2 protein-coding genes are annotated in these 16,914 nt (G+C 42.2%); both read right to left on the bottom strand.

The window, feature by feature from the left end:
• Nucleotide 1: 1 nt before the first annotated feature.
• A complete protein-coding gene (locus ACEYW6_RS20025) occupies nucleotides 2–3,736 on the bottom strand; it encodes a beta-ketoacyl synthase N-terminal-like domain-containing protein (protein ID WP_412981120.1) in 3,735 nt (1,244 codons plus the stop codon).
• Complete coding sequence (locus tag ACEYW6_RS20020; RefSeq protein WP_412981119.1) at nucleotides 3,733–16,677, bottom strand: amino acid adenylation domain-containing protein; 12,945 nt, start codon at nucleotides 16,675–16,677, stop codon at nucleotides 3,733–3,735. The genes ACEYW6_RS20025 and ACEYW6_RS20020 overlap by 4 nt, the downstream gene beginning before the upstream one ends.
• Nucleotides 16,678–16,914 lie beyond the last annotated feature (237 nt).

Raw genomic sequence — 16,914 nt, 5'->3', positions numbered from 1 at the left:
CTCAAATTGTTATTTCTTCTCTCTCACCTGCGCCAAAGCTTGTATCTGGATCTATTTGTTTTTCTAGCTTTGGTGCTATTTCAGCTATTGTGGGTGACTCAAATAAATTTGCTACAGATAATCGTATAGAAAAAATATTTCGTATTCGGGATAAAACTTGAACGGCTATTAAAGAGTCTCCCCCTAATTTAAAAAAATTGTCATGGATTCCCACCTGTTTAATTCCCAATAATTCTTCCCATATATTGGCAATTTTTTGCTCAATCTCATTACGGGGAGCTAGATAAGAATTAGGCAAATCAGGTCTTGAGTGGAGTGCAGATAGTTTTTCTGGCTGAAAAATATCCGGCTTTCTTTGTAATGAAATCTCTGATTTCTGGTTATTCTGTTCTAGCCTAGATTTTATGCTAAATGCGGCTGATGCAGAAGCTTGAGGCAATGGCAATAATTTGACCACCTGTTCCAAACTTGAGTGCAAAATAGAGTTGTAGTAAGTATTTAAGGGAGATTCTGAATGTGAGCCGTTGTTTTCTTTTTGGTAAACCAGTTCATTGAAAATCTTTAAGGGTTCTTGTTCAACAACAATAGCAGCTAAATTTTCACCACAGCGTTGCACTAAATCTAAATCTACTAAAGATGAAGTAGCAAACCTCGCTCTAACTTCTTCTAAATGTTCATTAATATAATCTTGTGAACATGGCAGTAGCCCAGTAAATAACCCCTCCTGTTCCTGTAGTTGTCCTTGCTCAACTAATATTTGCAACCATCTAGAAAACAATTGCTGATAGCGAGGAGAAATATGGCATTGCGCCAACAAATTCTCCAAAGAATACTTTTCTTCGGCATTGCTAAAAGCCCCTAATTGCCTGAATGCACAGTTGATGTAGGCTGTACATAAACGATCCAACCACTGTATGTTTTCCTGATATGTTAACTCGTTGAGTTCTGCATTTTTAGTATTTGCTTGATTTTGACCTCCTTGTACAAGCGATGTCCATAATTGTGATGTTGTGGGTAATGCTTGCAACTGTCCCCAAGCTGTTTTTTGTGGGGGGTCAATCCAATAACGTTGGCGCTCAAAGGGATAAGTCGGTAAGGGAAGGCGGTAATGCTCTTGGTGACTATAGAATCCAAACCAATCTATATTGACTCCAGCCAGCCAGAGTTGACCTAATGTAGTGAATAAAACATGATTATCAGATTGTTTTTCTTGAGGATGACGTACCGAAGTCAACACCGTTTGTGCAGCTGCTTTGTCTGGATGTCTTTTGACTAATGTAGTCAGTGTGTGTCCCGGCCCCACTTCTAGTAAGACTTGCTCTGGTGTTGCCAATAATTTCTCGACACCTTGGGAAAACAGCACTGTGGAACGCAGATGTTGAGCGTAGTAGTCGGGATTTGTGGCTTGGGTAACTGTAATCCAATTACCAGTCAGGTTGGAGATGTAAGGAAGTTTTGGGGGATTTAAAGTAACTTTTTTGACTCGTTCTGCAAATGCCTTTAAGATTGGTTCCATCATTTGAGAATGGAACGCATGGGAAGTATGCAGACGGCGACATTCAATCCCTTGAGCAGCAAGCTGATTTTGTAGTGTATCTACTGCTGCTGTGGAACCGGAAACTACACACTGGGAGGGTTGATTAATCGCTGCAACAGAAAGTTCTTGCCCTAGTAGGGATTTTATCTTGTCTGCGGGTAGTGGAATTGAAAGCATTGCTCCAGTAGGCAGTTGCTGCATCATCTGTCCGCGTGCTGCTACCAGAGATAAGGCATCTTCTAGGGAAAAAACTTCTGCTAGAGTTGCTGCTACATACTCGCCAATACTATGACCGATCGCAGCTTGTGGCTCCACTCCATAAGACTGCCATAATTTAGCTAGGGCGTATTCAATTACAAAAATAGCAGGTTGAGCAACGGCTGTTTGTTGAAGTTGCTTTGATGCTTCATCAATCGTTTCCTCCCTGGGATAAAGTATGTGACGTAAATCTAGCCCTAGTAAGGGTTTAAGAATTTCTGAGCAATAATCAACTTGTTCTTTAAATACTGTCTCAGTTTCATAAATTTCTCGCGCCATGTTCACATACTGAGAACCTTGACCGGGAAACATAAAGACAACAGACCGTTCTGTAATCTCTGTATAGTTAGTGAAAACTTGTTGGGCTGCTAAACTACTGAGAGTTTTAACAGCATCTTCTAAGTCCTGACAAATTAACATCCGTCGGTAATTAAAACCCCGCCGACCACTATTGAGGGTATAAGCTACATCGCCTAAGTTCAGTTCTGGATGCTCTTTTAAATGTGTGACTAAATTAGCTGTTGCCTTTTCAAGTGCATTCGCAGTTTTAGCCGAAAGTACCAACAATTGATAATTTCTCCCCTGCTCCTCTGCTCCCCTCCTCCCCTGCTCAAACAAAGGAGCTTCTTCTAAAATTACATGAGCATTAGTACCCCCGATACCAAAAGAACTAACTCCAGCACGGCGAGGGGTGTTATTTGTTTTCCATTCAGTTAGGGTTGTATTGACGTAAAAAGGACTGTTGGCAAAATCAATTTTGGGATTAGGTGTCTCAAAGTGCAAACTAGGAGGCAGCATTTTATTTTGCAGTGCTAATACAGTTTTAATCAAACCTGCGACACCTGCTGCTGTATCCAGATGTCCTAAGTTGGTTTTTAACGAACCAATAGCGCAAAAACCTTTTTTATCAGTACTTTGATTAAAAGCTTGAGTTAAAGCGGCAATTTCAATGGGATCTCCTAAAGGTGTCGCTGTGCCATGAGCTTCGATGTAGGAAATTGTTTCGGCATCTACACCAGCTATAACTTGAGCTTCGCTAATCACTGCTGCTTGACCGCTAACACTAGGAGCAGTGAAGCCCACTTTTATTGCACCATCATTATTAATGGCCGAACCTTTAATGATTGCATGGATGTGGTCGCGATCGCTTATCGCATCCTTTAATCTTTTCAATACCACAATCCCAGCACCGCTACTGGCAATTGTTCCTTGTGCCTTAGCATCAAATGCACGGCAGTGTCCATCAGGAGAAAGAATCATTCCCTCTTGATGCAAATAACCTATTTTTCGGGGAATGCTGAGAGTCACTCCACCAGCTAAAGCCATGTCACATTCACAATTTAATAGGCTTTGGCAAGCTAAGTGAACAGCAACCAAAGAAGTAGAACAGGCAGTTTGTACATTCACTGCTGTTCCAGTCAAGTTGAGTTTATATGCAACTCGTGTTGGCAAGAAATCTTTATCGTTGGAAATTATTAATTGCAGTGGGTCAACTGTCTCTAATAATTGATGATGAGAGTAGAGATTGTTGACAAGATACCTATTCATTCCCACACCAGCATAAACCCCTATTAACCCATTATAGGTATGCGGATCATAACCAGCCTTTTCTATTGCCTCCCACGCCAATTCTAAAAATAAGCGTTGTTGGGGATCTATTAACTCAGCTTCTTTCGCACTATAAGCGAAAAAGTTTGCATCAAACAATTCGATATCTGATAAAACAGCACTAGCTTTTACATAATTAGGATTATTCAGTAAATCTAGAGAAACGCCAGAATTTATCAATTCTTCATCCGTCAACCTGGAGATAGATTCTACGCCATCACGCAAATTCTGCCAAAAAGAGTCAATATTTTTTGCTTCTGGAAACCGACCAGCAAGAGAAATTATTGCTATTTCAGAGTTATTGAAATCATTAGTATTAAGGGAATTTATCATAGTTTTTTACCCTTCCTTTGAGAAAGATACTGCTGCCTAAGCTGTAATTGTTGATTTCTGAAAGCTTTACTTTCAGTGGGAGATTGAGGGCGAGAATTATTTTGTTTTAATGTATATTCTTGATTAAGTTTAGTACTTAAATATTGGCTTATTCTATGTATAGTTGGGTAATTAAACATATCAACTATTGACACTTCTAAACCAAATTTTTCCTGTAATTGCTGATTAATTCGTACCAGTAGTAACGAATGACCTCCTAGTTCAAAGAAATTATTGTAAATTCCCACTTTTTCTACTTCCAGTGTGTTTTGCCAAATGCCAGCAATGATTCTTTCTACTTCAGTATTTGGCATTACATAATTTGATAGTTCCTGTTGTAAATCTGGAGCAGGCAAAGCGCGACGGTCTACTTTGCCGTTGGGTGTCAGGGGTAAGGATTCTAGCATCACAAAAACACTTGGCACCATATACCCAGGCAGTTTCTCGTCAAGAAACTGACGCAGTTCGTCCGTTGTGGGTGTCACCTCTTTTTGTGGCACTACATAGGCGACTAAGCGCTTATTACCTGAAGTTTCTTCACGAGCAATGACACAACATATCTGCACATCATCATGTTGTCCCAGTAATGCTTCAATTTCTGCCAACTCGATGCGGAAGCCCCGAATTTTTACTTGATTGTCAATGCGTCCCAGGTATTCAATGTTGCCATCGGGTAGATAACGTGCCAAATCCCCAGTTTTATATAATTTACTTACTCCCTCGTCAAACGGATTGGGGATGAATTTTTCAGTTGTCAGTTCGGGACGGTTGAGATAGCCTTTTGCTAACCCGACACCAGCAATATGTAACTCTCCTGGGATACCAATGGGAACTAATTGCAGGTTGTTATCTAGAATATAGGTTTGAGTGTTAGCGATCGCTCTGCCAATACTCGGTGATATCTGATCTTGCTCCTTGGCAACTACCAACCCAGAAGTTGTAACAACAGTATTCTCAGTTGGGCCATAATTATTCACTAGTTGGAAAGGGACTAAATCTGATGGATACTGATGAAGTTTATCTCCTCCAGTCAGTATGGTTCGCAAAGCCAAACTTTCAGTTGGCCATTCCAAAGACAATAATTCCTGTGCCAGTGGTGTTGGCAGAAAACTGATAGTAATCTGCTTTGAAATCAACCAGTCTCGTAGCTTCACTAACGAGCTAAGGAACTCAGATTTGACTAAATATATACTTGCTCCTGTGGTCAGGTAAGGCCATAATTCCCATACAGCAGCGTCAAATGCTGTTCCTGCTAGCTGAGTTGCTTTGTCTAAGGTCGTGATTTTAAAAGCACTTTGATGCCAGAATACCAAATTTAATAATCCTTGATGGGCAATCAGCACTCCCTTGGGTTGACCTGTAGAACCGGAGGTATAAATCACGTAAGCCAAATTAGTTACTTGCGTCTCAGCGATGAGATTATCCTGACTTAACTGAGAAATAAGCTGCCAGTCAGTATCCAAACAAACCAGCTTTGCTTGATGTTGGGCCAGTCTATCAAGGAGTTTCTGCTGAGTCAGCAACACCGAAACTTGAGCATCTTCTAGCATAAAGTGCAAACGCTCAGTCGGATACTCAGGGTCAAGTGGCAGGTATGCGCCACCCGCTTTCAGAATGCCCAACAGTCCCACCACCATTTCTATTGAGCGTTCCACACAAATGCCTACCAGCACATCTGCTCTCACACCCAAAGACTTGAGGTAGTGCGCCAACTGGTTAGCACGACTATTAAGCTGCTGGTAAGTCAGTTGTTGGTCTTCAAAAACAACTGCCACTGCATCAGGTGTACGCTGAACCTGCTCTTCAAACAACTGATGGATACACTTATCTAGCGGATAGTCTACCTGAGTATCAGTCCACTCTACTAATAGTTGATGTTGCTCAAATTCTTTTAGCAGTGGCAGTTGAGAAATTCGTTCCTCTGGGTTAGCAATAATACCTTCCAGCAATGTCACAAAATGACCCGTCATTCGCTCAATGGTCGAGGCATCAAACAAATCAGTGTTGTATTCCCACACCCCGACCAGTCCAGTGGCAGTGTTCTCCATTCCTAAAGTCAGATCAAACTTGGTAGTTGTACTTTTTACCACCAGTGGACTAACAGTTAACCCAGTCAACTCCAATTGTTGAGATATAGGAGCATTTTGAAGGACAAACATCACTTGGAACAGTGGTGTATGACTGAGATCCCGTTCTGGCTGCAATGCTTCTACTAGCATTTCAAAAGGCAAATTCTGATGAGAGTATGCATCCATCGCCATTTCACGAACACGACCTAGTAATTCGCTAAAGCTAGGATTGCCAGCCAAATTGGTACGCATGACTAAAGTGTTGAGAAAAAAGCCAATTAACCCTTCTATCTCACTGCGATCGCGGTTAGCAATTGGCGAACCCACCAAAATGTCTTCTGTACCTGTGTAGCGGTAAAGTAAGGTATCAAACGCTGCTAACAGCGTCATGAACAAAGTAACTCCTTGTTGCTGGCTTAGTTGCATAAGTTTATCAGTTAGCTCTTTTGAGAGGGCAAACTGTTGATATGCTCCTGCGAAAGTCTGCATAGATGGTCTAGGTCGGTCAGTGGGTAGTGACAACAAAGCTGGTGCGTTTGCCAGTTGTTGTTGCCAGTAACTCAATTGACTTTGTAGTACATCTCCTTGTAACCAATTTCGCTGCCAAAGTGCGAAATCTGCGTACTGTATCGGCAATGGTGTTAAAGGTGACGGTTCACCTTGAGAATAAGCATTGTACAAGGCTGCTAGCTCTTGAACAAACACACCCATTGACCAGCCATCGCTAACTATGTGATGCATACAGACTAATAAGGCGTGTTCTGTCTCAGACAGCACTATTAATGTTGCTCTGACTAATGCTTCAGTTGCTAGGTTAAAGGGTTGTTGCGCTAATTGCTGTGAAGTTATTTCTTGCTCGGTTGTAGATAAATGCTTTAAGTCAACAACTGAGAGCGTGCAATTTATTTGTGTTTGAATAATTTGAGAAGGTTTTCCATCAACGATGACAAAGTTGGTGCGTAAGGCTTCGTGGCGATAAATAATTTCTTGTAAGCTTTGTTCTAACGCAGTTCGATTAAGAGTTCCGACTAAACGCAAAGCTATGGGGAAGTTGTAGAAGGCGCTGTTTGGGTTTAACTTATCTAAAAACCATAGCCGTGTTTGGGCATAAGACAGTGGTAATTCCGCATCCTCCGCCCTTGGTACGATGGGTGATGCTGTTAATTCTAAATCCTGTTGCTGCGATCGCTGAATGTTTTGGGATAATTCAGCAACGGTTGGTGCAGCAAATAAGCTACGCAATGGTAGTTCTACTTTCAAGCTGGTACGCACGCGGGAGATGAGTTGCGTTGCTAGTAATGAGTGTCCTCCAAGTTCAAAGAAGTTATCGTATATGCCTACTTGCTCTACTTTCAGAACTTGCGCCCAAATTAGCGACAGGATTTCTTCGATTGGGTTACGTGGGGCAACATATTTGTCCAATAATTGGCTGTGTAAATCAGGTGCGGGTAAAGCGCGACGGTCTAGTTTACCGTTGGGGGTAAGGGGTAAAGCTTCTAAGATAACAATTGCACTTGGCACCATATATTCTGGTAACTTTTCCTTCAAGAAGCTACGCACAAAGCTGACTGTGAGCTTCTGCTCTTCTTGAGGCACAATGTAAGCGACTAAGCGTTTGTTGCCAGGAATGTCTTCCCAAGCGATCGCACAAGATGCCTGCACATCAAGTTGGCTCAGTACTGCTTCAATTTCTCCCAACTCGATGCGGAAACCCCGAATTTTCACCTGATTGTCAATACGCCCCAAGTATTCAATATTGCCATCACTTAAATAGCGTGCTAAGTCCCCTGTTTTGTAAAGGCGATCGCAATTAAAGGTTTCCCCTCTGCTCCCCTGCTCCCCTGCTCCTCTGCTTCTTTTAAAGGGGTTAGGGATGAATTTCTCAAGTGTTAACTCTGGTCGGTTGAAGTAGCCTTGCGATAAAAGGACACCAGCAATGTACAATTCTCCTGGTACACCCACGGGTACAGGCTGTAAGAACCTGTCCAGTATATAGATTTGCGCGTTGGCAATGGGACGACCAACGGGAGGAAGTAGCGGCCAAGTCTCCACTGAATTAGTCAGAGTAAAACTGGTGGCTAAATGGCTCTCTGATGGCCCATAGTGATTGTGCAATGTACAATCAGTTAGCTTGCTTAACCATTGAGAAATCGCGGGAGTAATTTGCAACTGTTCCCCAGCAGTAATGATTTCCCGCAAATGACTATTAGCTAATTCACTACCAATAGCAACTTCAGCTAGTTGCTGTAAGGCAACAAAAGGGAGAAACATTCTCTCAATTGCTTTTTGTTGGAGAAAACCTAACAAAGCTGATGTATCTCTGCGTAATTCCTCCTTAATTAAGAACAATGTGCCTCCAGAACACCAGGTAGTGAATATTTCTTGGAAGGAGACATCAAAGCTAATAGAAGCAAATTGTAGGGTTTTTGCTCCACGAGAAATTTTCAGATTTTCCCGATGCCACAAGATCAGATTGCCAAGGGCAAGCTGATTCATTGCTATACCTTTAGGTTGACCTGTAGAACCAGAAGTATAAATTATATAAGCTAAGTTATTTGCTTGTACGTCGGAGATGAGATTGTCCTGACCCGATTGGGAAATCAGTTGAGCGTCAGTATCCAAACAAACAAGCTGTGCTTGATGCTGTGGCAATCTATCAAGAAGTGACTGCTGGGTTAGCAACACCCTAACTTGAGCATCTTCTAAAATAAAGCTCAAACGCTCAGGTGGATATTCTGGATCAAGTGGCACATAAGCAGCACCCGCTTTCAGAATCCCCAGTAATCCTATAACCATCTCTAAAGAACGCTCTACACACAGACCAACCAGGGCATCAGACCCTACACCCAAAGACCGCAAGTAGTGCGCCAACTGGTTAGCGCGGTAGTTTAATTCATAGTAAGTCAGTTGTTGATCTTCAAATACAACTGCGATCGCATCGGGTGTACTATCGACCTGTTCCTCAAACAACTGATAAATGCACAAATCTTGTGGATAATCTACCTGAGTATCGTTCCACTCGACAAGTAACTTTTGTTGTTCCGGTTGTGTCAGCAGTGGTAATTGGGAAATTCGTTCCTCTGGGTTAGCAATAATACCTTCAAGCAATGTCACAAAATGACCAGTCATTCGCTCAATGGTACTAGCATCAAACAAGTAAGTGTTGTACTCCCACACCCCTACTAAACCAGTGGGAGTGTTCTGGATTATTAAGGTTAAATCAAACCTTGAAGTTGTACCTTTTATTGGCAATGAACTGACAGTTAATCCAGTCAGTTCTAATCCAGATGTCGGCGCATTCTGGAGGACAAACATTACTTGGAACAGTGGTGAATGGCTGAGATCCCGTTCTGGCTGCAATGCTTCTACCAGCATTTCGAAAGGCAAATGCTGATGAGAATATGCCTCCATTGCTATTTCACGAACACGACTGAGTAATTCGCTAAAACTGGGGTTGCCTGATAAATCAGTACGCATGACTAAAGTATTGACAAAAAAGCCAATTAACCCTTCTATCTCACTGCGATCGCGGTTAGCAATTGGCGAACCCACCAGAATGTCTTCTGTACCTGTGTAGCGGTAAAGCAGCGTATCATAAGCTGCCAACAGCGTCATGAACAGAGTCACCCCTTGCTCTTGGCTGAGTTTTGCCAGCTTACTAGTTAGTTCTTCAGAAAGTGCAAACTCTTGATGTGTCCCTTGGTAAGTTTGCACAGCAGGTCTTGGTCGGTCTGTGGGTAGCGACAATAAGGTTGGAGCCGAAGCCAATTTTTGTTGCCAATAACTCAATTGGCTTTGTAGTACTTCTCCTTGCAACCACTGTCTTTGCCACAGTGCAAAATCTGCATATTGAATCGGCAGTGGCGCTAAGGTCGAGCTTTTACCTTGAGAATAAGCATTGTAAAGTGCTGCTAGTTCTTGGAGAAATAAACCGATTGACCAGCCATCAGAGACTATGTGGTGTATACACATTAACAGTATGTGTTCTGTCTCGGATAGCACTACTAATGTCGCTCTTACCAATGCTTGTGTTGCCAACTCAAAGGGTTGAATAGCTTGTTGTTGCACTAATTGCTGTGAAGCTACTTCTTGCTTAGTTGTTGATAAATGCTTCAAATCAACAACTGAAACTGTCCAGTTCGTTTCTGTTTGAATGATTTGTGTTGCCTGTCCATCAACCGTAATGAAATTAGTGCGTAACGCTTCGTGGCGATGAATAATTTCTTGGAAGCTTTGTTCTAATGCGGCAACTTCCACAGTTCCTTCTAAACGCAAGGCTATGGACATATTATAGAAAGGACTGTTTGGCTCGAATTGGTCTAAAAACCATAGACGCTGTTGAGCATAAGACAGTGCTAATTGTGCATTCTCCGCCCTTGGTAAGATAGGCGGTGCAGACAGTTGTAAGTCTTGTTGCTGTAATTGTTCAATTTCTCGTGCTAATTCGGCTAGTGTGGCGGCGGCAAACAACTCTCGCAATGGTAGTTCCACTTTGAAAATGTTGCGGATGCGTGAAACCAATTGTGTTGCTAATAGTGAGTGTCCCCCAAGTTCAAAGAAGTTATCGTGTATGCCTACTTGTGGCAGTTGCAGTACTTGTGACCAAGTTTGCGCCAGTATTTCTTCAATTGGAGTACGTGGGGCTACATATTTATCTTTGATTTCGCTGTATAAATCCGGTGCAGGTAAAGCGCGACGGTCTACTTTGCCGTTAGAAGTGAGTGGCATTGACTCCAACATCACAAAAGCACTTGGCACCATGTAGTCTGGTAGCTTTGCTTTCAGGAATTGCCGCAGTTCATTGGTTGTGGGTTTAGAGTGCTGATGCGGCACTATATAGGCGACTAAGCATTTATTCCCCGTCGTACCTTCGCGGGCAATAACACAAGATGCCTGCACCTCCTCATATTGATTTAGTAATACCTCAATTTCTCCCAATTCGATGCGGAAACCACGTATTTTTACTTGGTTATCAATTCGTCCGATGTATTCAATTGTGCCACCTGGTAAATAACGCGCTAAATCCCCGGTTTTATAGAGGCGATCTGAATTAAAGGTTTCCCCTCTGCTCCCCTGCTCCCCTGCTCCTCTGCTTCTTCTAAAGGGGTTGGAAATGAATTTTTCTTTTGTCAATTCTGGACGGTTGAGATAGCCTCTTGCTAATCCTGCACCACCAATATGCAGTTCTCCAGCTACACCTACAGGAACTGGTTGCAGATGCTCGTCTAAAATGTAAATTTGCGTGTTGGCGATCGCACGACCAATCGGTACTGTCCTAAGATTGCCATCTGGAAAGCATTGCCAGTAGGTGACATCAATTGCCGCTTCTGTTGGGCCGTAGAGATTGTGCAATTCACACTCTAACCGAGCAAAAAAGCGTTCCTGAAGTTCTACAGGCAAAGCTTCACCACTACAGATAACTCGTTTCAAACTACGGCAATTTTCGAGATTTTGTTCTTCTAAGAAAACCTGAAGCATAGAAGGAACAAAATGCACTATTGTCACCTGCTGCTCTAAAATTAGGTTGACCAAGTAAGCACTATCTTTATGTCCACCTGGTTTAGCCACAACTAAACGCGCTCCATTCAACAATGGCCAGAAGAACTCCCAAACTGAAACGTCAAAGCTAAAAGGAGTTTTCTGTAAAATGCAATCTACTGCTGTTAATTGATAAGCTTGTTGCATCCACAGCAGGCGATTGCAAATTCCCAAGTGGGTGTTCATTGCTCCTTTGGGCTTGCCAGTGGAACCAGATGTGTAAATCACATAAGCTAAGTTACTAGCTTGTACAGTATTAATTAGATTTTCCTGACTGGACTGAGAAATAAATTGCCAGTCAGTATCTAAACATACAACCTGCGCTTGATGCTGAGGTAACTTTTCTTTGAGTTGCTGTTGTGTCAGCAGCACTCTCAATTGAGCATCTTCTAGCATAAAGCTCAAGCGATCTTGTGGATAGTCTGGGTCAAGTGGTACATAAGCTCCACCTGCCTTAAGAATGCCCAACAATCCCACCACCATTTCTATGGAGCGCTCCAGACAAATACCTACCAGCACATCTGCTTCCACTCCCAAAGACTGCAAGTAATGTGCTAACTCATTTGCGCGACTATTCAACTGCTGGTATGTTAGAGACGCGACATGTCGCGTCTGTACATCTTCAAACACAACTGCTACTGCATCGGGTGTTCGCTGAACCTGCTCCTCAAACAACTGATGGATGCACAAATCTTGTGGATAATCTACTCCTGTATTGTTCCACTCAACCAATAACTGCTGTTGCTCAACTTCTGTCAACACGGGCAATTGAGAAATTTGCTGTTCTGGGTTAGCAATAATACTTTCAAGCAATGTCACAAAATGACCCGTCATTCGCTCAATTGTGCTGGCATCAAACAAGTCAGTGCTATATTCCCACACACCCACTACTCCAGTAGCAGTATTTTCCATTGACAAGGTAAGATCAAACTTGGAAGTTGTACCTTCTATCAACGTTGAACTAACACTTAACTGATTTAACTCCACGGTTGATACGGGCGCATTCTGAAGTGTAAACATCACCTGGAATAGCGGTGTATGGCTAAGATCCCGTTCTGGCTGCAATGCTTCCACTAGCATTTCAAATGGTAAATGCTGATGCGAGTATGCCTCCATTGCTATTTCGCGGACACGAGTCAGTAATTCGCTAAAACTGGGGTTGCCTGATAAGTCACTACGCATGACTAAAGTATTGACAAAAAAGCCAATTAACCCTTCTATCTCACTGCGATCGCGGTTAGCAATGGGAGATCCTACCAAAATGTCTTCTGTACCTGTGTAGCGGTAAAGCAGGGTATCAAACGCTGCCAAAAGTGTCATGAACAAAGTCACCCCTTGTTGCTGACTCAGTTGTATCAACCTACCAGTGAGTTCAGCAGAGAGGGCAAACTTTTGATATGCACCAGCAAAAGTCTGCACAGCAGGTCTGGGTCGATCTGTGGGCAGCGACAATAGAGCTGGTGCATTTGCCAGTTGTTGTTGCCAGTAAGTTAGTTGGTTTTGCAGTACATTTCCTTGCAACCACTCTCTTTGCCAGATAGCAAAATCTGCATATTGAATTGGTAGCGGTGTTAAAGGTGACGACTGACCTTGAACATAAGCATCGTATAGCGCTGCTAGTTCTTGAACAAACACAGCCATTGACCAGCCATCACTAACAACATGATGCATACAAACTAACAATATGTGTTCTGTCTCTGACAGCACTAGTAATGTTGTTCTGATTAATGCTCCGTTTGCCAAGTCAAAAGGCTCAATAGCTTGTTGTCGCGCTAATTCCTGGCTAGTAATTTCTTGATCGGTTGTAGATAAAGACTTTAAGTCAATAACTGAAACTGTCCAATTCGTTTGTGTTTGAATAATTTGAGAAGGTTTTCCATCAACTGTAATAAAGTTGGTGCGTAAAGCTTCGTGGCGATGAATAATCTCTAGTAAGCTTTGTTCTAAGGCTGGTTGATTCAAATTTCCCACTAGACGCAAAGCCATAGGAATGTTATAAAAGGCGCTATTAGGCTCGAACTGATCTAAAAACCACAGACGCTGTTGAGCATAAGACAGTGGTAATTCTGCATCCCTCACCTTTGGTAAGATAGGTCGTTCAGAGAGTTCTAAGTCTTGTTGCTGTAACTGCCTAATTGATTGTGCTAATTCGGCTACTGTCGCTCTTGCAAACAACTCACGCAATGGTAGTTCCACTTTAAAAACGTTGCGGATGCGTGAAACTAATTGTGTTGCGAGTAGCGAGTGTCCGCCAAGTTCAAAGAAGTTGTCATGAATGCTTAAAAGCTCTACTTTCAGCACTTGTGTCCAAAGGAGTGCCAGCATTTCTTCCACTGGATTACGAGGTGCAACAAATTTATCTTGTTGTTCGCTGTGTAAATCCGGTATGGGTAAGGCACGGCGGTCTACTTTGCCGTTGGGAGTAAGCGGCAGTGACTCCAAGATAACTATTGCATTTGGCACCATGTAATCTGGGAGTTTTGCTTTAAGGAATTCCCGTAGTTCGCTGATTGTGGGTTTACAATCCTGATGTGCTACCACGTAGGCGACTAAACGTTTATCACCAGGAGTATCTTCCCGGACAATGACACAAGATACTTGCACATCACCATGTTGGCTCAGGACTACTTCGATTTCGCTCAACTCGATGCGAAAACCACGTATTTTTACTTGATTGTCAATGCGTCCTAAGTATTCTATATTGCCATCTGCTAAATAGTGTGCCAAATCCCCCGTTTTATATAATTTGGAATTATCAAACGGATTGGGGATGAATTTCTCTTTTGTCAATTCAGGGCGGTTGAAGTAGCCCTGTGCTAATCCTGCTCCACCAAGATATATTTCTCCTGGCACACCTACTGGTACAGGCTGTAAGTTTTGGTCAAGGATGTAGATTTGCGTATTGGCGATCGCCCGACCAATGGGAATAGTTGTGGCTGTCGTTGCTAAGTCTTCTACCAAATACCAAGAAGAAAACGTGGTGTTCTCTGTTGGCCCATAGACATGGAGCAAGTGTTGAGGAGCGCCTTTATCTAGCACTTCCAGCACCCATTTGGGATCAACCGCTTCACCACCAAATAGTAGATATCGTAGAGAACTAAATGCTTGCGGAACAACACTGGCTAACTGATTAAATAAAGCTGTAGTTAAAAATAAGACACTGACTTGATGCTCGCGAATATTGACAGCAAATTCTTCTGGGATGAGCAATACAGATTTAGTGATAATGACTAGCTTGGCTCCGGAAAGCAATGCTCCCCAAATTTCAAAGGTGGCTGCATCAAAAGCAATATTTGCGGCTTGAGCAACGCATTCATCAGCTGTTAACTGTATATAGTTGGTGTTTAACACCAGTCGATTGACGGCCTGATGAGTAACGGCGACTCCCTTGGGTGTGCCTGTAGAACCGGAGGTGTAAATCACATAAGAGAGGTTTTCTGGACTGACTTTGCTATTGAGATTATCCTGATTTGCTTGGCTAATGCTGTGCCAGTCGGTATCTAAGCAAACGACACAAGCTTGATGTTGAGGAAGAGATTCTACTAATTTCTCTTGAGTCAACAGCACTTTTACTTGAGTGTCTTTGAGCATGAAGCTTAAGCGTTCAGCAGGATACTCAGGGTCAAGTGGTAGATAAGCCCCACCCGCCTTGAGAATCCCCAATAGTCCCACCACCATTTCTAAGGAACGTTCTACACACAAACCCACCAGCACATTTTCACCCACACCCAAAGATTGCAAGTAATGGGCTAATTGGTTAGCGCGACAATTCAACTGCTGGTAAGTCAATTGTTGATTTTCAAACACAACTGCTACAGCATCGGGTGTACTATCTACTTGCTCCTCAAATAGCTGATGGATACATTTATTTTGGAAATAATCTACACCTGTATCATTCCACTGAACTAATAACTGCTGTTGTTCAATTTCTGTCAGCAGAGGTAATTGCCAAATCTGCTCTTGAGGATTAGCTACAATGCTTTCAAGCAAGGTAACAAAATGCCCTGCCATACGCGTGATTGTACTAGCTTCAAACAAGTCAGTATTGTATTGCCAGCAGAGTTGCAATACTCCCTGAGCTTCCATCACCATTAAATTCAGATCAAAGTCTGCACCCCGTTGATGTCCCAGCAAGTATGGTTTTATCTCAAGCAGTTGTTCTCCACTGTGCAAAGAATTTTCTGTTGGTTCACACCAACGGTGTGCTTGCCAAGTAAAACTAACTTGACATAAAGGAGAACGACTGGGATCTCGTTGTGGCTGGAGTTGTTCTGCTAACAAAGAAAAAGGGTAATCTTGATGCTTTTGGGCTTCTCTAACTGTCTTGCTGACTTGAGCGAGAAATTCTTTAAACGTGGCGTTTTCCTGGACAGAAACTCGTAAAACATTCAGGTTAACGAAGTAGCCGACAATCTCTTTAAACTCTCTACCCCACCTACCTCTCATCGGGCTTCCTATGAGGATGTCTGTTTGATTGGTGTAGCGGTAAAGTTGCACGTAAAATGCTGCTAGCAGAATCTGATAAAGGCTTGTTCTAGAGACTAGAGCTAGATGGTTGAGTTTTTGAATTAACTGTTCATCTAGCTTTGAAATATGTGTTGCTCCTTGAGAAGTCTTTACCGGGGGACGGGGTTTATCTACAAGCAAATTCAAAATTGGCAATTCGCCAGCTAATTGTTGTTGCCAGTATTGCCAAAGTTTTTCTCCCCTGGAACCCGATAGCATTTCTGACTGCCAGCGGACAAATTCTAGATAAGATTTATTCTTGGTAAAAGAATCTGCTGCCTCTGTCTGCTCTTGACTAACTTGCTCAATTTCACTAACATACAAACTTTGAAATTCACTCAGTAGTAAATCAAAAGACCACATATCACCTGCAATGTGATGCATTGTTAGCAAGAGAATGTGTTCTTCTGCTGAACGAGTAAATAAATTAACTCTCAAAACTGAATCTTTTTCTAAGTTAAAAGGGCGGTCAGTTATAGCAAATATTTTCTCTTTTAATTGGTCTTCACTCCAATTATTGGCATCTATTGCCTCAAGATTAAATTTATGTTGTTGATTAACTTGCTGAACGGGTTTGCCTTCATGAATAGTATATGTGGTTCGGAGAATAGGATGGTGTTCAATAATTTTTTCCCATACACGATTGACAGCAGCAATATTTAAATATGAATTAATTTTTACGGTAATAAATATATTATAAGCAACACTCTCTGGAGCAATTTGGTAGATAAACCACATTGCTTCTTGACCAGAAGAGAGTGGATAAATTATTTTTATAATTCCATCCATTGGAACTCCTTAAAATACTGATGATTTTGGTTATAACAATACAAATAATGCGTGAACAGAGGTCTTTTTACCCCAAAAAGTTTTCCAAAAATAGATGAATTTAGCTCCCTTTAGTACTCTTATTCTTGGCGGTGTGAAAACAGCTTGTACTGGCTAATATATAGCTGGTTAGAAGAAGACAAATTTTGTTCTTACGAGAATGAAATTAGCTAAATATAATTTTTCTCCAACTGAGTT

The organism is Nostoc sp. UIC 10607, from assembly GCF_047228265.1.
Classification (GTDB): Bacteria; Cyanobacteriota; Cyanobacteriia; order Cyanobacteriales; family Nostocaceae; genus Nostoc; species Nostoc foliaceum_A.
This window is presented reverse-complemented; position numbering and strand designations above follow the sequence as displayed.